The sequence below is a fragment of the Rhizobium metallidurans genome (assembly GCF_014196505.1).
GTDB classification, from domain to species: domain Bacteria; phylum Pseudomonadota; class Alphaproteobacteria; order Rhizobiales; family Rhizobiaceae; genus Rhizobium; species Rhizobium metallidurans.
The window spans coordinates 395,440-418,674 of sequence record NZ_JACIDW010000001.1 but is presented as its reverse complement, the minus strand read 5'-3'; the positions used below and the strand labels follow the sequence as shown (position 1 = coordinate 418,674).

At 63.8% G+C, this 23,235-nt stretch carries 23 protein-coding genes and 1 riboswitch; of the genes, 14 read left to right on the top strand and 9 right to left on the bottom strand.

Features of this window, described 5'->3' with window-relative positions; translation table 11 throughout:
* The first annotated feature begins 51 nt into the window (after positions 1 to 51).
* Entirely contained in the window at positions 52 to 1,023 is a 972-nt protein-coding gene (locus GGQ67_RS01905) for a lysylphosphatidylglycerol synthase domain-containing protein (RefSeq protein ID WP_183898481.1), read from the top strand.
* On the opposite strand, the gene GGQ67_RS01900 is transcribed toward GGQ67_RS01905, so the two are convergent.
* Positions 973 to 2,508: a phospholipase D-like domain-containing protein gene (locus GGQ67_RS01900; protein ID WP_183898480.1), complete on the bottom strand. Its 1,536-nt coding sequence runs from the start codon at positions 2,506 to 2,508 to the stop codon at positions 973 to 975. The genes GGQ67_RS01905 and GGQ67_RS01900 overlap by 51 nt on opposite strands.
* A gap of 189 nt (positions 2,509 to 2,697) precedes the next feature.
* Here GGQ67_RS01900 and GGQ67_RS01895 point away from each other — a divergent pair, with 189 nt between their 5' ends.
* Together GGQ67_RS01895 and GGQ67_RS01890 are read left to right on the top strand one after the other, a co-directional pair.
* Positions 2,698 to 2,955 (top strand): YMGG-like glycine zipper-containing protein, encoded by a 258-nt coding sequence (locus GGQ67_RS01895; protein ID WP_183898479.1) that lies wholly within the window; start codon positions 2,698 to 2,700, stop codon positions 2,953 to 2,955.
* Positions 2,956 to 3,105: 150 nt separating this feature from the next.
* Entirely contained in the window at positions 3,106 to 3,645 is a 540-nt protein-coding gene (locus GGQ67_RS01890) for a hypothetical protein (protein ID WP_246400064.1), read from the top strand.
* A gap of 40 nt (positions 3,646 to 3,685) precedes the next feature.
* Here the strand turns inward: GGQ67_RS01890 and GGQ67_RS01885 are convergent, their stop codons facing one another.
* Genes GGQ67_RS01885 through GGQ67_RS01865 form a run of 5 tightly spaced genes read right to left on the bottom strand, consistent with a single transcriptional unit; the run spans position 3,686 to position 8,573 of the window.
* Complete coding sequence (locus GGQ67_RS01885) at positions 3,686 to 5,146, bottom strand: aldo/keto reductase (protein ID WP_183898478.1); 1,461 nt, start codon at positions 5,144 to 5,146, stop codon at positions 3,686 to 3,688.
* A gap of 4 nt (positions 5,147 to 5,150) precedes the next feature.
* Positions 5,151 to 6,122, bottom strand: coding sequence for a branched-chain amino acid ABC transporter permease (locus GGQ67_RS01880; RefSeq protein WP_183898477.1), 972 nt, complete (start codon positions 6,120 to 6,122; stop codon positions 5,151 to 5,153).
* Positions 6,119 to 7,030: a branched-chain amino acid ABC transporter permease gene (locus tag GGQ67_RS01875; protein ID WP_183898476.1), complete on the bottom strand. Its 912-nt coding sequence runs from the start codon at positions 7,028 to 7,030 to the stop codon at positions 6,119 to 6,121. The genes GGQ67_RS01880 and GGQ67_RS01875 overlap by 4 nt, the downstream gene beginning before the upstream one ends.
* Positions 7,027 to 7,767, bottom strand: a complete 741-nt coding sequence (locus GGQ67_RS01870) for an ABC transporter ATP-binding protein (protein WP_183898475.1) — start codon at positions 7,765 to 7,767, stop codon at positions 7,027 to 7,029. Before GGQ67_RS01870 ends, GGQ67_RS01875 begins: the two co-directional genes overlap by 4 nt.
* Positions 7,764 to 8,573 (bottom strand): ABC transporter ATP-binding protein, encoded by an 810-nt coding sequence (locus GGQ67_RS01865; RefSeq protein WP_183898474.1) that lies wholly within the window; start codon positions 8,571 to 8,573, stop codon positions 7,764 to 7,766. The genes GGQ67_RS01870 and GGQ67_RS01865 overlap by 4 nt, the downstream gene beginning before the upstream one ends.
* Positions 8,574 to 8,673: 100 nt before the next feature.
* Here GGQ67_RS01865 and GGQ67_RS01860 point away from each other — a divergent pair, with 100 nt between their 5' ends.
* From GGQ67_RS01860 to eutC, 11 genes are all read left to right on the top strand, one after another.
* Positions 8,674 to 9,432 (top strand): GntR family transcriptional regulator, encoded by a 759-nt coding sequence (locus tag GGQ67_RS01860; RefSeq protein ID WP_183898473.1) that lies wholly within the window; start codon positions 8,674 to 8,676, stop codon positions 9,430 to 9,432.
* Complete coding sequence (locus GGQ67_RS01855; protein ID WP_183898472.1) at positions 9,425 to 9,775, top strand: TIGR04076 family protein; 351 nt, start codon at positions 9,425 to 9,427, stop codon at positions 9,773 to 9,775. Before GGQ67_RS01860 ends, GGQ67_RS01855 begins: the two co-directional genes overlap by 8 nt.
* A gap of 10 nt (positions 9,776 to 9,785) precedes the next feature.
* Positions 9,786 to 10,838 carry an aldo/keto reductase gene (locus GGQ67_RS01850; protein ID WP_183898471.1) on the top strand — a complete coding sequence of 351 codons (1,053 nt, stop codon included), beginning with the start codon at positions 9,786 to 9,788 and terminating at the stop codon, positions 10,836 to 10,838.
* Between the two features lie 23 nt (positions 10,839 to 10,861).
* The gene (locus GGQ67_RS01845; protein WP_246400095.1) at positions 10,862 to 12,094 is read left to right on the top strand and encodes an ABC transporter substrate-binding protein; all 1,233 of its coding nucleotides are present in this window, start codon (positions 10,862 to 10,864) and stop codon (positions 12,092 to 12,094) included.
* Between the two features lie 182 nt (positions 12,095 to 12,276).
* A complete protein-coding gene (locus GGQ67_RS01840; protein ID WP_183898469.1) occupies positions 12,277 to 12,663 on the top strand; it encodes a c-type cytochrome in 387 nt (128 codons plus the stop codon).
* Positions 12,664 to 12,711: 48 nt separating this feature from the next.
* Positions 12,712 to 12,951, top strand: a riboswitch (cobalamin riboswitch).
* A 245-nt stretch (positions 12,952 to 13,196) separates the two neighbouring features.
* Positions 13,197 to 14,228 carry an ABC transporter substrate-binding protein gene (locus GGQ67_RS01835; protein WP_183898468.1) on the top strand — a complete coding sequence of 344 codons (1,032 nt, stop codon included), beginning with the start codon at positions 13,197 to 13,199 and terminating at the stop codon, positions 14,226 to 14,228.
* Positions 14,229 to 14,239: 11 nt separating this feature from the next.
* Positions 14,240 to 15,265 carry a FecCD family ABC transporter permease gene (locus GGQ67_RS01830; RefSeq protein WP_425503749.1) on the top strand — a complete coding sequence of 342 codons (1,026 nt, stop codon included), beginning with the start codon at positions 14,240 to 14,242 and terminating at the stop codon, positions 15,263 to 15,265.
* On the top strand, positions 15,262 to 16,032 hold the full coding sequence (locus GGQ67_RS01825; protein ID WP_183898467.1) for an ABC transporter ATP-binding protein: 771 nt from the start codon (positions 15,262 to 15,264) through the stop codon (positions 16,030 to 16,032). Before GGQ67_RS01830 ends, GGQ67_RS01825 begins: the two co-directional genes overlap by 4 nt.
* 6 nt (positions 16,033 to 16,038) lie before the next feature.
* Positions 16,039 to 16,842 (top strand): class I SAM-dependent methyltransferase, encoded by an 804-nt coding sequence (locus GGQ67_RS01820; protein WP_183898466.1) that lies wholly within the window; start codon positions 16,039 to 16,041, stop codon positions 16,840 to 16,842.
* A gap of 258 nt (positions 16,843 to 17,100) precedes the next feature.
* Positions 17,101 to 18,486 (top strand): ethanolamine ammonia-lyase subunit EutB, encoded by a 1,386-nt coding sequence (locus GGQ67_RS01815; protein ID WP_183898465.1) that lies wholly within the window; start codon positions 17,101 to 17,103, stop codon positions 18,484 to 18,486.
* Positions 18,479 to 19,264, top strand: coding sequence for an ethanolamine ammonia-lyase subunit EutC (gene eutC, locus GGQ67_RS01810; protein WP_183898464.1), 786 nt, complete (start codon positions 18,479 to 18,481; stop codon positions 19,262 to 19,264). The genes GGQ67_RS01815 and eutC overlap by 8 nt, the downstream gene beginning before the upstream one ends.
* Positions 19,265 to 19,270: 6 nt before the next feature.
* Here eutC and GGQ67_RS01805 read toward each other — a convergent pair whose 3' ends face one another.
* The 3 genes from GGQ67_RS01805 to GGQ67_RS01795 are packed head-to-tail and all read right to left on the bottom strand — an operon-like array spanning position 19,271 to position 23,221.
* Entirely contained in the window at positions 19,271 to 20,926 is a 1,656-nt protein-coding gene (locus GGQ67_RS01805) for a GMC family oxidoreductase (RefSeq protein WP_183898463.1), read from the bottom strand.
* A gap of 13 nt (positions 20,927 to 20,939) precedes the next feature.
* Positions 20,940 to 21,719, bottom strand: coding sequence for a 3-ketoacyl-ACP reductase (locus tag GGQ67_RS01800; protein WP_183898461.1), 780 nt, complete (start codon positions 21,717 to 21,719; stop codon positions 20,940 to 20,942).
* Positions 21,716 to 23,221 (bottom strand): FAD-dependent oxidoreductase, encoded by a 1,506-nt coding sequence (locus GGQ67_RS01795; protein ID WP_183898460.1) that lies wholly within the window; start codon positions 23,219 to 23,221, stop codon positions 21,716 to 21,718. The genes GGQ67_RS01800 and GGQ67_RS01795 overlap by 4 nt, the downstream gene beginning before the upstream one ends.
* Positions 23,222 to 23,235: the final 14 nt, after the last annotated feature.

Sequence of the window (23,235 nt, the reverse complement as noted above, 5' to 3'; positions counted from 1 at the left end):
ATTTCATCCTGTTTCGTTCCATTGCTGGAAGATCAACGAAATGGAATGTTCATGTCGGCGAAGCGTGTCCTCATCAATGCAACCCTGGTTCTCGGGCTGCTGCTCGCGGCCTACCTCCTCTACAAGGTTTTCAGTCGCTACTCGATCGATGAGATTACACGCTCGATCGTCGCCATTCCGGTCTCGCGGCTGCTTTCCGGACTGGGCTTCGCAGCACTATCCTATCTCTGCCTGACGGGATTCGATTGGATGGGGTTGCGCTATGCCGGCAAACCGTTGCCCTATCCGAAAGCGGCGCTCGCCTCCTTCACGGCTCTCTCCATTGGCCACAATCTCGGCGTGGCCGCGTTGAGCAGCGGCGCGGTTCGCTATCGCTATTATGCGCGGTGGGGCTTGAGCGCCGAGGAAGTGGCGAAGGTCATTCTGTTTTGCGGTGTCACGGTTGGCATCGGGCTGTCGGTGCTTTCAGGACTGGCGCTTCTGATCAATCCGCGCGATGCGGCGAACCTGCTTGCCATGAGCGCCGATGGCCTGTTCGTGCTGGGTCTCGCCTGCCTCGCCGTCCCCCTGGTCTACGTCGTTCTCGCCGCGACCGTTCGGGCGCCGCTGCGCCTGTGGAAGTGGAGTTTCGAGATGCCGCGCCTCGAACTGGCGATCGGCCAGGTCGTCATCGGCACGCTGAACTGCGTCTTCGTTGCCGCCAGCCTTCATCAGATGCTGGCGGCGCAGGGCGATGTCAGCTTCGTGCAGACGGCAACGGCTTTCGTGCTCGCCAACATCGCGATCCTCCTCACCCATGTGCCGGGCGGTCTGGGCGTTCTGGAGGCAACCGTCAGCCATGTCCTGCCGGGCGCGGCGTCGATCGGTGCGCTCGTGGCGTTTCGGGTGATCTATTTCATCCTGCCGCTGTTGATCGGCATTGCCATTTTCGCCATCAGCGAAGTGGTGCTGCGCAAGCGCGGCAAGGCCGCATCAGAAGATCGCGGCGGCCAGCCGTCCGACGCGCAGGCGCAGCTTCTGTAGCGGCCAGTAGGGACGTCGGGGGTCGACGAGCGTTGTACCCGTCAGCGGCGACGTCTCGCCTTTCGAGACGTCGATGGCGAAGTACCGCAGCCCGCGCTTGCCGACATTCAGCGCTTCCACCGCGGCATTCAGCGAGCGCATGCTCCGTTCGGTCTCGCGCACGGTCTCCGGCGTCGTGTCCAGATGCTCGGCCAGCAGCCGGTAGCGCAGCGTCGAAATGGCGGCGCGATGCGCATCGGTCGAGGCCTCGATCGCCAGATCGCATTCCGTATCCAAACCCTCCGACCGGTTGTTCAGGTTGGACGAACCGATACGGATGAAGTGGTCGTCAACGATCAGCAGCTTGGAATGGATCACCAGCTCCTTCTCGCCGCCCTTTTTGTCGGGGACCACGGCATACATGACGCGCAGTCTATCATAGTGGTCGATGCGCTTCAGACGGCGGATCAGCCTGTCCCGGTTGTTGCCCATCGTCAGCTTTTCGAGAAAGCCGTGGGAGCTCTTGGTGACCAGTACGGTGATCTCGGGACCATCGCTTTCTTTCAGTCGCTTGGCGATGGTGCGCGCAACGCCGAAAGAAGCCAGATACTGAGTCTCGATGTAAATCAGCCTGCGCGCGGCCTTGATCGCGTCGCGCGTCAGCCGGAATGCCTCGTAGTGGCCGCGCTTCCCAATCAGGCCGGGCTCGGTCAGCGCGATGGCGGCGGTCGCGTTCGCAAGGTCGGGAGTAACCCCTGCCGGCCATGAGGCGCCGCCCGCCGGGGATGGCGCCGGGCGCTCGCCGGTGGCGCGCTTCCATCGTCTGCGCGCGACGTCGCCGATCAACCGCGCCGCGTCGCCCGATACCAGCGATTGCATGTCGTGGACGGGATCATAGGGGGTGCCATCCGGTGACTTCCGCAGCGTGTTCGTCATCTTGTGGTCGGGCTCGTCCCAGCGCCTGGCGGTCAGGTCAATACCGCCGAGAAAGGCCAGGCCGTCGTCGAGCGAGACGAGTTTCTGATGATGGCATCCGCGGATCGGGTGGCGCAGATCGAAACGCAGGCTGATCTGCGGATGGGAGGAGAATTCGCTCTCGCGGAAGAGACGCAAGGATTTGCCGGAATAGATCGGCCCCATTCCCCATACCAGTATGCGGATACGAAGATCCGGCTTCTCATCGGCGAGAGAAAGGAGAAGCTCGCCCAGCGTTTCCGAACTCTGATGGGGGCGCAGCCTGATATCCGGGTTGAAGTCCCAGCCGATGATCCAGATCGTGTGAACCGCCTTGCGAAGGGCTTGATCGAGCGCCAGAAAGTAAGCGGCCCCATCGATCAGGAAGGCCGCCTTGTCGACCTGGCCGACCTGCCACGCGTTGCGTCGCTGGCGAATGATACCGCCGGGCAAGGCGGGAAGAGAAGTTTCTTTTCTGCGGGTTGCTCGTTTCAGGAATTCGGTTGCCTTTGACGCCTTGCGGCGCTCTGCGATGGGTTGAAACTCTGTCATTCTGCTGTCCGGCGCCCCGCTTGGTATTTAACCTGGCCGTAACGCTCGAATGCATGAGTTGTTCCATCGTGGTGCAGCGCATTTTCGAGGCCGGCGCCGGACCGCTGCACGCCGCGGAAGCCAGGCGCGGAACGAAAAGCGGTTTCAATTGTTTACTTCACGGTAAAGGATGAGCCGAGGAGTGAGATTATGATCAGAACTATACTATTGGTAACAGCGGTCGCGGGCGGTCTGGCATCGTGCACCGCCACGGAACAGGGCACGGCGATCGGCGCGGGGACCGGTGCCGTCATCGGTGGCGTGGCCACCAATAGCTGGGGTGGTGCTGCCGTCGGCGCCGTGGCGGGCGGCGTGGCCGGTGCTCTGATCGGGCAGTCGCAGGAACGTCGCGGCTACTGTGTCTACCGCGACCGCTATGGCCGCACCTACGAGGCGCGTTGCCGCTAACCGGTCCATCCGGAGAGAAATAACAATCGACGCGCGTGATGCCTCGCCGGTATTGCGTGCGTCGAATTGTGACTGATCGGCGCGAACATCGCCCGCGCGCCATGATGCGGACCCATTCTTTTGCTGATGAGAACCCATCTGCAACGCGTCTTGGGCGAGCGCATGAACTGGATAAATCGTTATATCGATGAACCGCTGCTGCAGGGTGCGGCAACGGTCATGAAACTTTGGCACGGCCGTACCGGTCAGCGGCCGGACCTTCTCGAGCCGGTGTGGAACCTTCTTTCCATTGCTTTTCTGCTGATCGCGGGCCCGCAGGTCCTCGCGGGCGAGGTGCTATGGCTGAGCGAGGCGGCGCTCGTGATGCTCGCGCTGCCATCGGTGCTGAAGCTGTACAAGGCGAGCGCTGCATCGGCCGACTACGACTTGAAAGACTACAAGGCTTTGCGGGCCACGGCTTTGCAGAAGCGCGAAAACGAATGGGCGTTGCGGCTTGCGGTCGTCGTCGGGGCGTTGGTCCTGCCGCTCGCCAGACCCGTCGACGATGTCGCGAGCGCCTATTTCATGCTCGGCGCATGCCTCTGGTTTTCGCTGACGGCGCCAGCGAGATTCTATTTGAACGCGGCCGAACCGCCGACGCCTGACGAGGGCGATCGACTTTTCCGCCCCGCGCTCGGCTCGGCGGCGTAAGCTCTGACACCAAACGGCCGCCGCGTAAGCTCATAACCGATCAATCGCAGATCGCTTCCGCCTCGATCTCCACCTCGTAGTCGCCGACCAGATTGCCGGCCTCGATCAGGGTATTGGCGGGAAGAACCGAGGCGAAGGCGCGTCCGTGCGCGCGCGACACCGGCTCCCATTGGCTGGCATCGCGCAGATAGATGCGGGTCCTGACGACGTCCTCCATCTTGCCGCCGAGCGCCGAGATGGAAGCCGCGATCTTGTCGAGGATGTAGGTAGCCTGCGCGCCCGCATCGCCCGGTGCCACGCAGCGGTTCGTGCCATGCGTCGCGGTTGTGCCGGAAACGAGAATGCGGTCTCCCACCCTGACGGCGCGGCTGTAGCCGGCGATCGGCTCCCAGATGCTGCCGGACGAGACCCGCGAACGGCCTGGACGACCGGGCACGGGTTGAGCCGTGTAGATGGACGGAATGGCATCGAGATGGTGGCTGAGATCGCCGGATGCGGTGAGGAATGGCGGCTTGCGGTATTCGTCGCCGCAATCGCCGGGAATGGGCTGCGTCCTTGCGAAGGCGGCGTTCAGTGCGGCGTGGTCCTCTTCATCTAGCGCGAAGGAGAAGACGTTGAGATTGTCGCCGCGATGCTCGTTCTCGCCGATGCGCGCGCCGACTATAGTGGCGGCGACGGCGTCGTGTTCCAGAACCCAGCGGCTCGCGACGTTGGAGATCGACACGCCATGCCTGGAGGCGATGGTTTGGGCGGCGCCGAGAATGCCCTGGAAACCTTCCCAGCCGCCGGCGGTGTCGATGAAGCGCTTGTACTTCGAGCGGCTCCAGTCGGCGATCGATGTCGGTTCCGGCTGGCCCAGCCACTTCTCGGAGAGGAATCCGCCGCAGAGCGTCCCATAGGCGAGAAGTTTGACGCCGCTTTCGGCGCAGAGCTTCGAGAGCGCGCCCGCGGCGCGGCGGTCGACGAGCGAGAACGAGACCTGATTGCTGGCGATCTCGATGCCATCGGCGAGCGCAAGCGCCAGATGTCCGGCATCGAAATTGGTGAGGCCAAGGGCGCCGATCAGGCCTTCCTCGCGCAGGCGCTGCATCTCGTGCAGGGCGTCGAGCCATGCCGGATGCTCGAAACTCCACCAGTGGAATTGCAGGAGATCGACCTTGTCGACGCCAAGCCGTGTCAATCGCTCCTCGACGCCGCGGCGCACGACGTCAGCTGTCATCGATCCCGGCTCCGGGCACCACTTGGTGAAGGCGACCGGCCGCTGGCCATTCTGAAAGCGCGACAGCAGTCGCCCCGTGATCAGCTCCGCCGAGCCGTAGTGATCGGCCATGTCGAACGTGTCGAAACCGTCGCGCGCATAGGCCTGCAGCACATCGGCGCCCTTGCCGGGATCGATCACCGTGCCGTTCTTCTCGATGTCGGCCACCTGCCAGAGACCGCAGACGATGCGGCTGATGGAGAGATCCTTGGTGAGCGCTATGCGTGGAGGCGTGGTGGACATGGTTCTATTCCCTGGATGTCTGTTTGCGCTTGCCTGTCAACGAAGCGAGCGGGTTGGAGGCGCCGAGAATGCCGCGCGGGCGCAGGAGCAGGATGAGGCAGAGCCCGACGCCGATCATGACGATCTGCAGCGAGGCCGCGCGGGCCTGCTGTTCGGGCGGCACGAAGGCGGAGGCGGCGGCGGCCGACAGCGCCCACAATCCCCAGACCAAAACCGCGCCGAGGATAGCGCCGCGATTGTTGCCGGAGCCGCCGACGATCAGCATCGCCCAGACCTGGAAGGTCAGGATCGGCAGATAGTTGTCGGGCGCGATGAAGCCGATGAAATGCCCTTGCGCGGCACCCGCCAGCCCCATGATGGCGCCGCCGATGGTGAAGGCCTGCAGACGAAAGCGGATCGGTCGCTTGCCGAGCGCCTGCGCCGCGCTCTCATCCTCGCGGATCGCGCGCAGCACGCGGCCCCAGGGGCTCCTGGCGAGATGCTGTAGCGCCAGATAGAGCGCGAGTACCACGCCCGCCATCAGCGCGAGGTTGGAAAGGGAAAATGCCAGCGGATCACCGGCAAGGTTGCCAAACGGGCGCGGAATGAAGCCGATCCCAAAAGCGCCTCCGGTCAGCGGCTGCAGGTTAAGCACGCAGAGCTGCACCGTGACCGCAACGCCGAAGGTGGCGATGGCGAGGTAATCGGATCGCAGCCTGATGGTCAGCGCGCCGACAAGCCAGGCGGCGAGACCCGCGAACAGCGCGCCGCCGAGCCAGCCGATGGCGATCGGCATGTCGAAGCCGCCGAAGCGGCCGGGCGCATCCGGCGTCGTCAAAAGTGCCGATACGTAAGCGCCGATCGCGACGAAGGCGGCGATGCCGACGTTGAAGAGGCCGGTCTGGCCCCACTGCACATTGAGCCCGAGGCACATGATGGCATAGGTGAGCGCCATGGTGAGGAAGAAGGCGACGTAAGCGATCAGATCAAGGCTCATGCCGCTCTCCCGAACAGGCCGCGCGGGCGAAGAAGCAGGACCGCCACCAGGATGACGAAGGAGACCGCCGCGCGCCACTCGGCGCCGACGATCTGCACGGCGGCAGCCTCCGACAGGCCGACGATCAGGCCCGCGATCATCGCGCCGGGCACGCTGCCGATCCCGCCGAGGATCGCGGCAGCGAACAACGGCAGCAGCAGGTCATGGCCGAGATAGGGGCGGATCTGCACCAGGAGCCCGGTCATGATGCCGGCGATGCAGGCAAGGGCGGCGCCGACGAACCAGACGACGCGGATCACACGGCGCACTTCCACGCCCGCGATGCCCGCCAAAGCCGGATTTTCGCTGACGGCGCGCATCGAGCGGCCGATATCGGTGCGGGTCATCAGCAGGTGGATGGCGACGACCGCGACCACGGACAGGCCGAGCGACAGGAGCTGATCGGGCGTGGCGCGCAGGCCGCCGCCGATTTTCACGGCGATCTGCAGCGCCTTGGTGTAGTAGGCGGGCTTGGAGGTGAAGATGAATTCCAGCAGACTGCGCAGCGCAAGCGAGGCACCGAAGCTTGCCATGACCAGGATGATGATCGCGCCGCCGCGCGCCCGCAGGCGTCCGAACAGCACCGCGTCCACCGCGAGCGCCAGCAGGCCGGTGAGCAGGATTGCAACGATGGCGGCGAGCGGCAACGACCAGCCGAAGGAGAAGGGGCCGATCGGCTTCGTCAACATTGTCGACAGGAGCCCGAGGCCGCCGCTGACGGCGAGAGCCAGATAGGCGCCCCAGGAAAGCATCTCGCCATGCGCGAAATTGGCGAAGCGCAGGATCGAATAGGTGAGCGTGACGCCGATGGCGCCAAGGCCGATCATCGCGCCCGCGACCAGGCCGTCCATGAGGAATTGCGGGTTCATGGTGCCTCCGACGCCGGCTTGCTGGTGCCGAGATAGAGCTTGGCGATCAGCGGGTCGCCGAGCAGCGAGGAGGCCTCGCCCTCATGCCTGATCCTGCCTTCGACCAGGATGACGGCGCGGCTGGCGATCGCCAGCGCTGCCTTGACGTTCTGCTCGACGAGAATGACGGTAACGCCGGCGGCGTTGATCTCCTTCAGCATCGAAAACACCTCGCCGACGATCTTCGGCGACAGGCCGGCAGAGGGTTCGTCGAGGATGAGCACGGCGGGATCGACGATCAGCGCGCGGGCGACCGCCAGCATCTGTCGTTGCCCGCCCGACAACGCGCCGGCAAGGCGCGAGGGCTTGCTGGCGAGATCGGGAAAGCGACGGTAGAGCGCGGCGATCCGTTCGGCTCGCTGTGCCTTCGGCAGTACGGCTGCGGCAAGTTGCAGGTTTTCGTGGATGGTCAGCGTCGCGAAGATGTTTTCCGTCTGCGGCACGAAGGCGAGGCCCTCGCCGATCTTGCGGTGGGACGCGACGCGGGTGATCTCCCGCTCGCCCAGCATGACGCTTCCCGAGTGGATCGGCACAACGCCGGCGATGGCTTTGACGAAAGTCGACTTCCCGGCCCCGTTCGGCCCGAGCAACACCAGCAGCTCTCCAGGCGCCACCGAGAGATCGACGCCGCGCACGATCGGCAGGTCGGGTTCGTATCCGGCAACGAGCGCACGGGTTTGAAGCGCCGACGCGGTCATGCCGCCGCTCCCAGATAGGCTTCGATGACATCGGGGTTTGAGGCGACGTCGGCCGGCGTGCCCTCGGCCAGCGGCTTGCCGAGCGCCATGGCGACGACACGGGTACACAGCCGCGACACCATATCCATGTTGTGCTCGATCAGCAGGATCGACTTGCCCTGGGTATTCAAATCCAGCACGCGTTCCATGATCGTTTCCAGAAGCGCCGGATTGACGCCCGCCGCCGGTTCGTCAAGCAGGATCGCCTGCGGATCGGCCATCAGTATCCGCGCCAGTTCCAAAAGCTTGCGCTGTCCACCCGAGAGAACCTTCGCTGGTTGCCCCTCGAGACCCGACAAGGTGACGAACTCCAGCAGCGCGCGCGCCTTTTCGATCGCCAGCCGCTCCTGCTGTCTGACATGGCCGAAGCGCAGGAAGTTCGCGAACAGCCGCTCGCCGTCCCGCGCCTGCGCGCCGACGAGCACATTCTCCAGCACGGTCATTTCGAGAAACGGCTTCGGGATCTGGAAGGTGCGGCCGACGCCGCGGCCAATTCTCCGCTCCGGGCTTTCCTGCGATACCTCGCGGCCACCGATCCAGATCTCGCCCGATGTCGGCTTCAAGCTGCCGGCGATCAGATTGAACAGCGTCGTCTTGCCGGCGCCGTTCGGGCCGATGAGGCCGACCATCTCGCCTTCGCCAAGCCTAAGCGACATGCCGCCGACGGCCACATTGCCCTGAAACGACTTCACCAACTCGCGCGCGTCGATCACGGCTCTGGCGGGTTCTGCCACTTTCGATGGGGCGTCTGGCACTGGCAAAGGCATGGAAAAAAGAAGCCTCTTGATTTGATTGGTGATGTTTGATCAAACTTCACCCCATGGTGAAAAGCAACCGAAAAAAGTGGCATTCCCCGGAGCAGGCTGGATGGTAGTCCCCTCTGCAGGAGCCCATGCGAGCAAGCCGGCCGAGCGCGACGACGCGCTGTCGCCAGTCGGGCGCGAAACGCTGCACGATCGCGTCTACGCCCAGCTTCGCAACTCGCTGATCAACGGGATGTTCGGCGCAGGCGACGTTTTGCGCATCGTCGATCTGGCCGAGCGGCTGCAGACGAGCACGATGCCGGTGCGCGAGGCTCTTGGCCGCCTCGTGTCCGAACAGGCGCTGGAATCGCTGCCCAATCGTTCGGTTCGCGTGCCGCTGATCACCCGCGAACGTCTCGACGATCTCGCCCGCGCCCGCATCCTGATCGAGGGCCAGATGGTGGCGCTCGCGCTGCCCAATCTGACGGGCGCCGACTTCGCGGTGTTGAAGCAGGTCAATGTCGATTGCGACCTGGCTTTCGAGCAGCATGGCAAGGACATCGGCCATGTCACCTCGGCGCTGAACCAGCAGTTCCATTTCCACATCTATCACGCGGCGCGCTCGCAGGTGCTGATCCCGATCGTCGAGAGCCTTTGGCTGCAATCGGGCGCGATCATCCGCAAGGCCGCGCATATTCACGACGAGCAAGGCGGACTTGCCGCCACCAATCATCACTGGGCGCTGATCGACGCGCTGGAAAAGCGCGATGTCGAGGCCGCGATGCAATCGCTCTCCAACGACATTAGCCGTTCCTTCGATCTCATCCGCGGGCGGCTGGACGCCGAGCCTGAAGGCAATACGTTGGGAGACCATCATGGCTGAACCCATCGACGACGGCTTCGACCTGTTCGATCTCAGGGTCGACGTGATCATTCCAGAGGGCGGCGCGGTTTATTGCGGCGCCCGGCCGGGCGATCATTTCGAGCTCAAAGGCGAGATGCTGTACCTGCCGGAAGGACAGGGGATTTCGATCTACTCGCTTTCCTCTGTGCTGCCGCTGCTGGCGGCCAAGCAGCGCCCGACGGATCGCAACGACTGGATGACGACGGACGCCGACGTCGCTTGCCCGGACCCCAATTGCTCGACACGGCTCAGGATTACCCGCACGGGTCTGCGCCGTTTCAGCCATGCCGCCACCACGGCGGTTCCCTTGAATGACGAATAGGCCGAAAGATATGCAGCGCATCACCATTGCCCCCGGTTACGAAATCTCCCGCGTCATTCGCGGCGGCTGGCAGCTGGCCGGCGGGCACGGCACGATCGACGGCGATAGCGCCGTCGAGGACATGATCGCATTCGCCGACGCCGGCATCACCACCTTCGACTGCGCCGACATCTACACCGGGGTCGAGGAACTGATCGGCCGTTTCCGCGTCGCCTACAAGAACCTGCGCGGCGCCGAGGCGCTGTCGCGCATCCGCGTCCACACCAAGTTCGTGCCAGATCTGACGGTGCTGCCCACCATCAGCAAGGCTTACGTGGAAGGCGTCATCGATACCTCGCGCAAGCGGCTCAATCTCGATTGCCTCGATCTCGTGCAGTTCCACTGGTGGGCTTACGATATAGAAGGTTGGCTGCAGACGGCGGGCTGGCTGAAGGAGCTGCATGAGGCCGGCAAGATCGGCAAGATCAGCGGCACCAATTTCGATAGCGATCATATCGAGGCGATCATCGGCTCCGGCGTGCCCTTCACGTCGCTGCAGCTGCAATATTCGCTGCTCGACCGGCGCCCGGAGAAGCGGATGGTGACGCTCGCTCGGGAGAAGAATTTCGCGCTCTTTTGCTACGGCACCGTGGCCGGCGGCTTCCTCGGCGATCGCTGGCTCGGCCAAAAGGAGCCGGAGCACCCGCTCGAAAACCGCTCGCTGACGAAATACAAGCTGATCATCGACGATTTCGGCGGCTGGGAGCTGTTCCAGGCGCTGCTATCGACGCTGCGCGGGATCGCCGACCGGCACGACACCGATATCGCCACCATCGCCAGCGCCGCCATGCTGACCAAGCCTGGCGTCGCGGCCGTGATCGTCGGCGCCCGCAACAGGGATCACTTGCAGTCCAATCTCGCCATCGCCGATATCGCGCTCAGCGAAACGGATAGAGCCGAGATCGATGCGATCCTTGCGCAATCAAGGCCGCTCGACGGCGACGTCTATACGCTGGAGCGGGACCGGGAAGGCCGCCACGGCAGCATCATGAAGTACAATCTCAACAAAGGGGAACAAAAATGAAAACGACATTCCTGCTTTCCGCCATGGTCGCTGCCCTTGCGGCGTCCACGGCGCCGACGTTCGCGGCCGATTGCGACATCACCGTCGGCCTCGTCATGGAGCTGACCGGCCCGGCCGGCGAATATGGCCAGGCGGGCGCGAAGTCCGTCGAGATGGCCTTCCGCGATATCAACGATGCCGGTGGCGTCAATGGCTGTAAGGTCGTTGCGGACACGCGCGACAGCCAGAGCCAGGGCAACGTCGCCGTTGATCAGGCGACCCAGCTCGTCAACATCAAGAAGGTGCCGGTCGTCATCGGCGGCATCATCTCGTCGGTCTCTATCCCGATCCTGACATCGGTGACGGCGCCGGCCGGCGTCGTGCAGGTCTCGCCCGCATCCTCTTCGCCGACGCTGACCGAGCTTGGCCGCAGCGGCAAAACCAACGGCGTCTTCTTCCGCACCATCACGTCCGATGCGCTGCAGGGCACGGCGGCCGCGAAGTTCGCGATCGATCAGGGCCTGAAGAAGATCGCGATCATCAACGTCAACAACGACTTCGGCGTCAACATGGTCAAGGAGTTTTCGACCGCGTACCAGAAGCTCGGCGGCACGATCACCTCGACCACGCCCTATAACGAGAAGCAGTCGAGCTACGCCTCGGAAGCCAGCGCCGCCATGGCCGATGATCCCGATGCGCTCTATCTCGTCAGCACCCCCGTCGACGGCGCCACCATTGCCCGCGCCTGGGTTTCCGGCGGCGGCAAGCAGACCTTCCTGTTGAACGACGGCATGAACTCCAAGGACTTCATCGAAAGCGTCGGGGCGCAGTATCTGGAGAATGCCTACGGCACCTCCTCGGGCACCAGCCCGACGGCGTCCACAGAATATTTCAATGGCAACTACGAAGCCTTCTCCGGCGGCATCTCGCCTTCGGCGCCGGCCGCCGACCGCTCCTATGACGCCGGCGCGATCGTGGCGCTGGCGATCGCCAAGGCCGGCAAGGCCGATGCGGCCGCCATCAAGGCAGCGATGCCCGAGGTCGTCGCCGAGGGCGGCGCGCCCATTTACGCCGGCAAGGCCGAGTTCGCCAAGGCGCTGCAGCTCATCAAGGATGGCAAGCCGGTGAAGTACGAGGGCGTCATCGGCCCCGTCAGCTTCGACAAGTATGGCGATATCACCGGTCCGTTCCGCTTGTGGAAGATCACCAATGGCGAAGTGACCACGCTCGGCGAGCTGAGCGCCGAAGAAGTGACCAAGATCAAGGCCGCGCAATAATGCGTCAGGCGACATGGGAGCTGTGCTCCCATGTCGCACCAGTCTGGTCTGGGCGCATAGATGATTTGTTGGGTAAACAGCGTCGTTCGCGGGTCGCGCCGTGCAAGACGACGAGGCCGGGTCTCGTGTGACAGCCGCGCGATCCATCGGCAACCGGAACCACAACGACAGACCATCGACACATGAAAAAACGTCCAGTCCTTTTATCGATCTGTTCGATCACCAGCCTGCTCGTCATGACATCCACGGTATCCGCACAGGATCTGGAGAATGGACGACGGGCCTTCCGGTCCTGTGCCTCCTGTCACTCGGTCGATTCCGAGCGCAGCGGCTTCGGTCCGTATCTCAAGGGTGTCGTCGGTCGTCCCGCGGGCAGCTTGGCCGGCTATAGATATTCCGAGGCGATGAAAGCAGCCGGCGCCGGCGGACTTGTCTGGGACGAGGCAGCGCTTGCGGAATTCCTGTCCAGCCCGAAAAAGAAAGTGCCGGGCACGAAGATGAGCTTCGGCGGCCTCTGGACGACTTCGGAAATTGACGACCTGATCGGCTACCTGCGAGCCAATCCATAAACGCGCCGAATGTCGGTTCGCCATGGCTTGACGTCCTGGCGCCTGATCGCCTAAGTCTCATTCGATGGTTCCCGAAGGGATGACTTCCGACGGGATTAATAGGGAACACGGTGCGGATGACCCGAATGGGGCCAAGACCGTGGCTGCCCCCGCAACTGTAAGCGGATTGCCTGATGTCCTCGTGGTGTTCTTCTGGAGCACCATGCCACTGCGAAAGCTCTTCGTGGGAAGGCAGATGTCAGGCGCATATTCGCAAGCCAGGAGACCTGCCGTCAAAACAATGTCCACCATCCCGGACGGGGTTGTCCGGAGAGGAGCATCATATGATGGTTTTTGACGTCAACCGCTGGCGCGGTCCCGCTTTATTCCCCTCCGTAACTCTCATGTCCGTGATCCCGCGATAGCGTTCGCCGCCGCACGATATCGAGCGAGCGCTTTGCTGTGTCGTTCCGCATCGTTCGCGGCGGTCTCCGCTTCGAGTTTCACAGCCGCAGCCATTCGGCTGCGCGCTTCAGCCATACATGAGGACCAATATGAACCGCATCATCCTGCGAACCGCGCTGCTTTCGATCGCGACGGCTTGCGCTTTCACGACCTTTCTCCCGTCCGCCCAGGCCGCGGCGACGACCTATCCCTTGACGATCACCAATTGCGGTCAGCAGGTGACATTCGACAGCGCGCCGAAGAAAACGGTGTCGATCGGCCAGGGCATGACCGAAATTCTCTACTCGCTCGGCCTTGCGGACAAGGTGGTGGGGACGGCGGTCTGGGTCGGACCGGTGCTGCCCGCCTATGCCGAGGTCAACAAGGGGATCAAGCGACTGGCGGACAACGATCCGAGTTTTGAATCCGTCGTCGGCCAGGAGCCGGATCTCGTCGCGGCTGAGTTCGAATGGCACGTCGGCACGCAAGGGTCGGTCGGCAAGCGGGAGCAGTTCGCCGGTCTTGGCATCAAGACCTACGTTTCGCCGGCCGATTGCGTCGCCAAGACCAATACGAACGGCGGCGACGGCGTGCGCAGCGAACTCTTCACCATGGAGCTGATCTATCGGGAAATCGCCGAGCTGGCGGAGATCTACGACGTCCAGGATCGCGGCTCGGCCCTGATCGACGCCTTGAAGAAGCGCGAGGCGGATGCCGCTGCGTCGCTCGGCGGGTCGGCAAAGGATCTGCCGATCGCTTTCTGGTTCTCCAGCAAGGAAGTGGCGGGCGATGCCTTCATCGCCGGCAAGAACAGCGCTCCCGCCTATATTCTCAAGACGCTCGGCGCCCGCAATGTTGTCAGCACCGAGGAAGAATGGCCGCTGGTCGGCTGGGAAACGATCGCGCAGGCCAATCCGGCGGTCATCGTCATCGCCAACATGGACCGCCGTCGCTACACCGCGGACGATCCCAAGGCGAAGATCGATTTTCTGGAAAAGGACCCGGTCACGAGCCAGCTCGACGCTGTGAAGAACAGGCGTTTCGTCGAGATGGATGCGCAGTCGATGAATCCGACGATCCGCACCATTGATGGCCTGGAAGGCCTTGCCGCGAGCATCAAGTCCTTCGGTCTCGCCAAGTGAGGCACGCGTCGATAACCCACCGGGGATGGGGAACGCTGCTGCTTCTCTTCGCTATTGCCGCCGCGGCATTGGGCCTTGTCATCAGTCTCGCCGTGTCGATCGGCGAGATTCCCATTCCGGTCGCCACGACGGCCAAGGCCGTGGCGAACCGTGTCTTCGGCACCGGCTTTGAACTGAGCCGCATCCATGAAGGCATCATCTGGGACTATCGGCTGAGCCGCGCGCTTGTCGCCGCAAGCGCCGGTGCGGCCTTGGCGCTATGTGGCGCGGTGCTGCAGGCGCTGTTGCGCAATCCGCTGGCCGAGCCCTATGTGCTCGGCATCTCCGCCGGCGCGTCCACCGGAGCGGTCGCCGTCATGATCCTCGGTTTCGGCTACGGGGTCCTGACGCTTTCGGCCGGCGCCTTCGTCGGCGCTGTCGCGGCCTTCCTGCTGGTGTCGTTGCTCGCCGCCGGCTCCGGCGGCGGGACTGACCGCATCATCCTGGCCGGCGTCGCCGGCTCACAGCTTTTCAACGCGTTGACGTCCTATATCGTCACGACGTCGGCGAATGCCGAGCAGGCGCGCGGTGTCATGTTCTGGCTTCTCGGCAGTCTCGCGGGCGTGCGTTGGCCGGATGTTTATCTCGCCGCCCCTGTCGCGATCGGCGGCTTCCTCGTCTGCATGCTCTACGCCCGCGCGCTTGATGCCTTCACCTTCGGCACCGATGCGGCGGCGGCGCTCGGCATTCCAGTCGCCGGCATCAGGATCGCACTTCTAGCACTCACCGCGCTGCTGACGGCGACAATGGTCAGCATCGTCGGCTCGATCGGCTTTGTCGGCCTCGTCATTCCGCATGCGGCGCGTTTCGTGGTCGGGCCGGGGCATGGACGCTTGTTGCCGGCGACGGCGATATCCGGCGCCATCTTCATGGTGGTCGCCGATATCGTCTCGCGCGTCATCGTCCCGCAGCAGGTGTTGCCGATCGGCGTGGTCACCGCGCTCTTCGGCGCGCCGGCATTCGCGCTCATTCTCTACAAGGCGAGGCGACCCGCATGAGCATTTCCATCAGCGACGTGCATTGGGCAACGTCAGGCGTGCTTGTCGTCAAGGGCGTGAGCCTCGAGGTGCCAACTGGCCAGACGCTTGGCCTGATCGGGCCGAACGGTTCGGGAAAATCCAGCCTGCTGCGGTTGATCGGCGGGCTGCGCAAGGTCAAGAGCGGCGTCATTACGCTCGGTGATACCCGCATCGAGACGATGCCGCGTCGCGATATCGCCAAGCGCGTCGCCTTTGTCGAGCAGCAAGCCACGACCGAGACGCAGGTGACGGTGACCGAGGTCGTGCGCCTCGGACGTACACCCCATCGTGGTCCGCTGGCGCCTTGGAGCACCGTTGACGAAGAGGCGGTGGACAACGCGCTGCGGCAGGTAGGCATGATCGGGAAGTCGCGGCAGCTCTGGCACACGCTGTCGGGCGGCGAGCGTCAGCGCGTTCATATCGCGCGCGCCCTGGCGCAGACGCCGAGCGAGCTTCTGCTCGACGAGCCGACCAATCATCTCGACATTCAGCACCAGCTCGAAATCCTGTCGCTGGTCTCGAAATTGCCGATCACCAGCATCGTCGCGCTTCATGATCTGAACCTCGCCGCCATGTTCTGCGACAGGATTGCCGTGCTTAGCCAGGGGCGGCTTGCCGCGGTCGGCCCGGCGGACGAGGTGCTGACGGAGGAGCTGATCGCCGACGTGTTCGGCGTGCGCGCCCATATCGAGCGTTCGCCGCATCACGGGCGGCAGCATATTCATTTTCTTGACTGTATTTCTTAAGGTTCGATGTCCATCAGACAAACCAACTTCGACCTGAAGGAAGAGATCAGGGACTACTGGTCCCGGCGCTCGCAGACATTCGATCTTGCCTTCGGTCACAGGATACCGCGTGGCCCGGAGTTCGATGCCTGGCAACAGCCTATACGCGATCATCTGGGGCCGACGCCCTTGCGTGTCCTCGAACTCGCCTGCGGGACCGGCGAAGTCACGGCGCTGATACACGATCTCGGCCATGATGTGACCGCGCTGGATTTTTCCGAGGCGATGCTGTCCGTCGCGAAAGCCAAGCATGCCGGCAAGGACCGGCTGCGTTTCGTGCTGGCGGATGCGGAAAACCCGATGGAGCCGGACGCCTGCTACGACGCCATCATCTGCCGGCATCTGGTCTGGACGCTGACCGATCCCGCAAAGGCGTTCGGCGAGTGGCATCGGGTGTTGAAGCCGGGCGGCACGCTGCTGGTGTTCGACGGCGATTGGGCGAAGCCGACGCGGCTCGGCCGCGCTGCGGCATGGCTCATCCGCCGGATCGATCGTTTCTGCGGCGCGGACCGCCATTATGATGGCGCGATGAGCGAGCGCCATTCGGCGATCATGTCCGCGCTCCCCTTCGGCGCCGGGCTGCGGCCGGATGATCTCATTCCGCAATTGAAGCAGGCCGGCTTCGTGGACTTCGAGATTTCGTCGCATGGCCCGATAGCCAAGGCGCAGCGACGTGGCGCCAATCTGCGCAACAAGCTCAGGACGCTGGTCTACCGGCGCTTCATTCTCGTCGCCAAATCCGCTGGCGCCTCGCACGGTGGCGAGGCCTGATCTATCGCCAAAAGGCGATCGAATTGGTGCCGTCGGCGAATTTTGCGGCGTCTTGTCATCGGAGCATGTTGACGTGATCGGCTGGACTGGGTCATCTGCGGATAACGGCATGGCGCTCATGCTTGCGGTGATCGGCACGGGAGGCCGCTAACCGTCTCGAACGGCCGAGCGCCGGCAATCTCAAGGGAGGAGTACGCCTGTCAGCCAGCCCGATCGGATCGGGATGGGCTGAGACCCTTGAACGCTAGGACTCCCGCAATGGCATACAGCACGACGATCGAACGAACGCGCTTCGGCTTTCGCGATCTCAAGGACCTCCTCGCGAAAGCGACGCCGGAACGCTCCGGCGACCAGCTCGCCGGCATCGCCGCCAGTGGACCGGTCGAGCGGCTCGCGGCGCAGATGGCGCTTGCCGATCTGCCGCTGAAGGCGTTTTTGGCTGACGAGGTTATCCCGTCGGAGAGTGATGAGGTCTCCGCGCTGATCGCGAGGCAGTTCGACGCGCAAGCCTTCGCGCCGATCAGTTCGTTCACGGTGGGCGAGTTTCGCGAGTGGCTGCTGAAGCCGGAAACGGATCAGCGGGTACTCGAAGCGATCACCTATGGCATCACGCCGGAGATGCTGGCCGCTGTTTCCAAGATCATGCGGCTGCAGGATCTGATCGCTGTCGCCGCCAAGCGGCAGGTCGTCACGCGCTTTCGCAACACGCTCGGCCTGGCCGGCCGATTGTCGACCCGCAACCAGCCGAACCACCCGACCGACGACAGCCGCGGCATTGCCGCCTCGGCGATCGATGGTCTTCTGATGGGCTCCGGCGACGCCGTGATCGGCGTCAATCCGGCGACTGATAGCGTCGAGGATTATGTGCGGATCGTTTCGCTGCTCGACGAAATCCGCGAGCGGCTCGCCATACCCACGCAAACATGCTGTCTCGGGCACGTTACCACGGCCATTCGCGCGGTCGAGGCGCGGGCGCCGGTTGATCTGATGTTCCAGTCGGTCGCGGGATCGCAGAAGGCCAATGAAGGCTTCGGCATCGATCTCGCGCTGTTGAAGGAGGCGCAGGATGCCGGGCGATCGCTGAAGCGCGGCCTGCCGGGCGCCAATCTGATGTATTTCGAAACAGGGCAGGGGGCAGCGCTCTCGGCCGATGCTCATTTCGGCGTCGACCAGCAGACGATGGAGACCCGGGCCTACGCGGTCGCGCGCGAGTTTGATCCGCTGTTGGTCAATACGGTCGTCGGCTTCATCGGGCCCGAATATCTCTTCAACGGAAAGCAGATCATCCGCGCCGGCATCGAGGACCATTTCTGCGGCAAACTGCTCGGCCTGCCGATGGGTGTCGACGTTTGCTACACGAACCATGCCGATGCCGATCAGGAAGACATGGACACGTTGTTGACGCTGCTCTGCGCCGCAAACGTCAATTTCGTCATCACGGTGCCTGGTGCCGACGACATCATGCTGAACTACCAGTCGCTGTCCCACCACGACGCCGTGTTTTGCCGCGAGACCCTTGGGCGCCCGCCGGCGCCGGAGTTCGAGACGTGGCTTCGCGACGTCGGGCTGACGAATGAAGCCGGCGCGCTGTCGGGTGCGCCTGCCATGCTGACCGATTACCTGTCGAGGGCCGCTCTTGTCTAAGTCCAACGCCGCCGAACTGAGAACCGATTACCAGCCAGCCACCGTCGATCTCACCGAGATGACCGATGCGCGCGTCGCACTCGGGCGTTTCGGATCGGGCGCGCCGACCAAGGCGCAACTGTCTTTCCTGCTCGATCACGCGCGGGCTCGCGAGGCTGTATGGTCGACCATCGACGAAGATCGGCTGAAAAGCGATCTAGAGGCGCTCGGGCTGGATGTCGTGTCGGTGGAGAGCATGGCCGAGGATCGCGGCAGCTATCTGCGCCGGCCGGATCTCGGCCGCAAATTGTCGCGCGCCTCGGTCGAGCGTCTCGCCGCCTTGCCGTCTGAGGCCAAGGGGTGCGACGTTGTGATCACCATTGCCGATGGCCTGTCGTCGAGCGCAGTGGACATCAATGCGGTCGCTCTTGTGCGGGAGCTTTCGAGGCTTCTGACCGGTGCCGGCTTGTCGATCGGCCCGGTCGCCGTCGCGCGCCAGGCGCGGGTGGCGCTTGCCGATGAGGTCGGCGAAATTCTCGGTGCGCGGATGACGATGGCGCTGATCGGGGAGAGGCCGGGTCTCTCCGCGGCCGACAGTCTCGGCGCCTATATCACCTACGAGCCATCCGTCGGCACGCCGGATTCCCGGCGCAACTGCGTGTCGAACATGCGCGAGGGTGGCCTGTCGATGGAGCAGGCGGCGAAGACCATCGCCGGTTTGATCGCCGACATGACGAAGACAGGTGTCAGCGGCGTCGGCCTGAAGGAAGCGCTGGTCAGGTTGCCCAGCGCTTCGTAATCGGTTTCACCGGATGCCCGCCCTTGCGCGCGGCCGTGTGTCGTTGCGCTCGTGCTCGAAGATGGCGCCGGGAAGCGGCAGCTTGCCGCGAATGATGTCCGAGCCCTTCTCGCCCACCATGATGGTCGGCGCATTGGTGTTGCAGGAGGGAACGCGCGGCATGACGGAGGAATCGCAGACGCGCAGGCCTTCCAGGCCGTGCACCTTGAGATCGAGCCCGACGACCGCGTCGGCGCCCGTGCCCATCTTACAGGTTCCGACGGGGTGATGGTCGGTCTTGGCGTTGGCGCAGCCATAGTCGAAGAGCTCGTCGTCGGTCATCACCTTAGGCCCCGGAAGCCGCTCGGCCAGCACGAAGGGCTTCAGCGCCGCCTGCTGCATGATTTCACGCGCGATCTTCAGGCCTTCCAGCGACATCGTCCGGTCATGCGGATCGGACCAGTAATTCGGATCGATCAGCGGGGCGGCCGCCGGATCCGATGATTTGAGCCTGACTGTGCCGCGCGAGCGCGGGTGGAGATAGGCCGAGTTCAGCGTCACGCCGGCGTTCTTCAGCCGCTCGACGCCCGCCTCGATGCCGGAGCCGAGGCCGAGGTGGAACTGGATGTCGGGGGAACGCGCATTCGGGTCCGCGTACCAGAAACCACCCGTCTCGAAGAGCGAGGACGCAACCGGACCCGTGCGGAAGAGAATGTATTCCAGCCCCGCCCATACGGTCCGGTGCAATTTGGCGACGCCGTCATAGGTGTGGTCGCCGGTGCATTCGCAAATGACGAAAAGGTCGAGATGGTCCTGCAGGTTGCCGCCGACGCCTGGGAGATCATGGTGAACCTTGACGCCGACCGAGGTCAGATGATCGGCCGGGCCGATGCCGGATTGCAGCAGGAGCTTCGGCGAGCCGATCGCGCCCGATGACACCAGCACTTCGCGCTCCGCGCGGATCACCTCGGAACCCTTGTCCGTCACCACTTCGACGCCGACGGCTCGCGTTCCCTCGATCACGATCCTGCTCACGCGGGCGCCGGTCCGGATGGTCAGGTTCTTTCGGTCCTTGATGGGCGAGAGATAGGCAAGCGACGCGGATGAGCGGCGGCGGTTGCGCTGGGTCAGCTGGTAGAAGCCGACGCCCGCCTGCTGCTTGCCGTTGAAGTCGTGGTTGTAGGGAATGCCGAGCTCCTGGCCGGCGCGGATATAGGCGTCGCAGATCGGCAGCGCGGAGACGGGCATCGAGACGCCGAGCGGCCCGCCATAGGCATGGTAGTCGTCGGCGAAGCGCTGGTTGTCTTCGGTGCGCTTGAAGTAAGGCAGGATCGAACGGTAGTCCCAGCCCTCGCAGCCATCCTCGCTGGCCCAGAGATCGTAGTCCGCTGCATTGCCCCTTGTGTAGAGTTGCGCATTGATCGACGAGCCGCCGCCGATCACCTTTGCCTGCGTGTAGCGCAGCACCCGGCCTTTCATGTGCTTCTGCGGAACGGTTTCCCATCCCCAGCTCGCCACGCCCTTGGTCATCTTGGCAAAGCCGGCCGGCATGTGGAACAGCGGGTTCCAGTCGCCGCCACCGGCTTCCAGAAGCAGCACGCTGACTTCTGGATCTTCGCTCAGCCGGCTGGCAAGCACGCAGCCGGCGGGACCCGCGCCCGTTATGATATAGTCAAAGCCCATTGGTTCTATCCTGTCACAAGCGGGGAATGGAAAGGCCGCCATCGGCGTCGATGACGGTGCCGGTCGCAAAGGCGAAGGCGCCGGAGGCAAGGGCCGAGCAAATCCGGCCGATATCGTCGGCCTCGCCCCAGCGCTTCATCGGCACGAGCCCGCCTTCGATCAGCGCGTCGTATTTCGAGGTCACGCCCGCCGTCATGTCGGTGCGGATGATGCCAGGCCGGAGTTCGAAAACGGAAATGCCGGATTCCGCCAGACGCAGCGCGAGCCCTTGCGAGAAGGCGGCAAGACCCGCCTTGCTGATGCAATAGTCCAGGCGCTCCGGCGAACTCGCCTCGGCCGATACCGAGGTGATGTTGATGATCGAACGCGGGTGCGGCTTGTCGCCGGAAACGAGCATCGCCTTTACCACCGCCTGCGTGAAGAACACCGTGCCGCGCAGGTTGGTGGCCATGATCACGTCGAAATTATCAGGCGTCAGGCCGAGGAAATCGCCCCTGACCACCGCAGCCATGCCGGCATTGTTGACCAGGCAATCGATGCGCCCGAAGGCCTGCAGGATCGCGTGAACCGTTTCCTCGTGCTTCTCGACGGCGGAGATATCCGCCTGCAGGTAGATCGCATCGCCACCATGTTGCTTCAACTGCGCGACGGTGTCGTCCGCGGTTTCCGCCGCGCCGACGCCTGTTATCACGACATTGAAGCCTGCTTTCGCCAGCGCGCCGGCAATCCCGAGCCCGATGCCGCGACGGCCGCCGGTGACCACGGCGACGGGCTTGTCTGAATGCGTCGTCATGCTCTCAAATCCTTTGATGCGATGTGGTCGGCGACGCGCAATGCCTGGCTCGCCACCGTCAGGGCCGGATTGACGGCCGCCGAGGTCGGCAGGAAGCTTGCATCGACGACGAAGAGGTTCTGGTGATCGAAGGCACGGCAGTAGATGTCGAGCGGAGCCGACGCCGGGTCGCGGCCGATCCTGATGGTCCCGCACTGATGCGAGGGTGTGCGCTTGTCGAATGGCCGGCTGAGCACCAGCGGAAAGCCGATCGAGCGCAGAATATCTTTGAGCTTGAAGACGAGCGACAGATGGGCATCCCAGTTGGTGCGATGCCATTTCAAGACGATGCGGTCGCCATCCACCATGACCCGGCTTTCCGGATTGGGAACGTCTTCGCTCATGGCGTAGAAATCGATCGCATGGCCGGTGATCCGATTGAGCAGCCATTCCGGGACATTCGGCAGCGAGCCCTTCAATACCTTGCCGGAGATGCGGCCGAGCAGTTGGACATTGCCGAGCGGCGGTCCACCATTGCCGTCGGAAAGGTAGAAATCGTTGAAGGCGAATGTCTTCTGGTAGATCGAGGTGTTTCGATATCGCGGCGAGACGCCGATCACGGCCGAGGAGTTGTGGTTCATGAAGTTGCGCCCGACCTGGCCCGACGAATTGGCGAGCCCCTCGGGAAACCGGTCACTTGCCGAGCGCAGCAACAGCACCGCTGACTGGACGGCGCCGGCGCTCAGGATCACGAGCTTTGGATGAAGCGTGCGGGTTTCGCCCGCTTGGCGGTAGGTAACGCCGGAGATGCGTCCGTCCGCATCCGCTTCCAGCTTGATGACGGGAGATCCCGTCTGAAGGCGGACATTGTCGTGCTGCAGGGCCTGCGAAAGTGCCGCCGTTTCCGCATCCATCTTGCCGTCATCGGAATTCGGATGCGCGTCCCAGGGGGTTGGCGCCTTGGCCAGCCATTTGTCGATGTCGACACCCAAGGGGAGCGAAAAAGGGTGCAGCCCCTTCGCCTTCAGCCGTGCCCTGACGTCGGCGATGGCGGGTTCCTCGCGCACCGGTGGATAATCGTAAGGTGTCGAGTGAGACGGCTCCGTCGGGTCATCGCCGAGCGCGCCGCGCACGCGGTACAGTTTTTCGGCACGGCCATACCACGGCTCCAGTTCCTCATAGGGGAACGGCCATGCGGGCGACACGCCTTCGCGATGATGGATTTCCTCGAAATCCTCGCGGCGGTAGCGTGAGAGCACGGCCCCGAAGAATTTCGAGTTGCCGCCGACATTGTAGTAATTGCCGGGATTGAAGCCGGTTCCGTCTGCCTCGTACCAGGTCTCCTTCGGCCGGAAATGGCCGCGCTGGAAGATCGCCCGCTGGTCGCGGTTGACCGGGTGGTCGGCGATCCGTTCGCCGGCTTCGAGAATGAGGGTCTCGGCGCCGGTGGCAGCCAGCCCGGCAGCGACGGTCGCGCCACCGATGCCCGAGCCGATGATGACGATATCAGGTGTTCTGTTCATATTGCTGTCCCGCC